This window comes from Pseudomonas sp. SIMBA_068 (assembly GCF_046534705.1).
Taxonomy (GTDB): domain Bacteria; phylum Pseudomonadota; class Gammaproteobacteria; order Pseudomonadales; family Pseudomonadaceae; genus Aquipseudomonas; species Aquipseudomonas putida.
Window position 1 is genome coordinate 1 of record NZ_JAWRYI010001569.1, and the last position, 238, is coordinate 238.

Here is a 238-nt window from a genome sequence, read left to right on the forward strand (position 1 = left end):
TGGGGCAGGGCGTTTTTTCAATACGTAATGTTTCTGATGGTCTTTCTGTTAATCGTAAAGCACAAATCATTGAAAAAAATAATCAGCATTGGCTTCAAGTGGCCGTATACCCAGCCCCACATATTTTAATTGTGGGTGGCGGTGCCGACGCTGTTGCCGTTTATTCTATGGCTAAGCAGCTGGGTTGGGTTGTGACTGTGTGGGATCCCCGCGCGGCTAATGCTAAAAGGCAATATTT

1 protein-coding gene is annotated in these 238 nt (G+C 45.8%); it reads left to right on the forward strand.

Annotation, left to right across the window (positions count from 1 at the left end; translation table 11 throughout):
• Positions 1–238: hypothetical protein (locus SB756_RS34965; protein ID WP_410913867.1), on the forward strand; the 238-nt coding region annotated here is incomplete at both ends.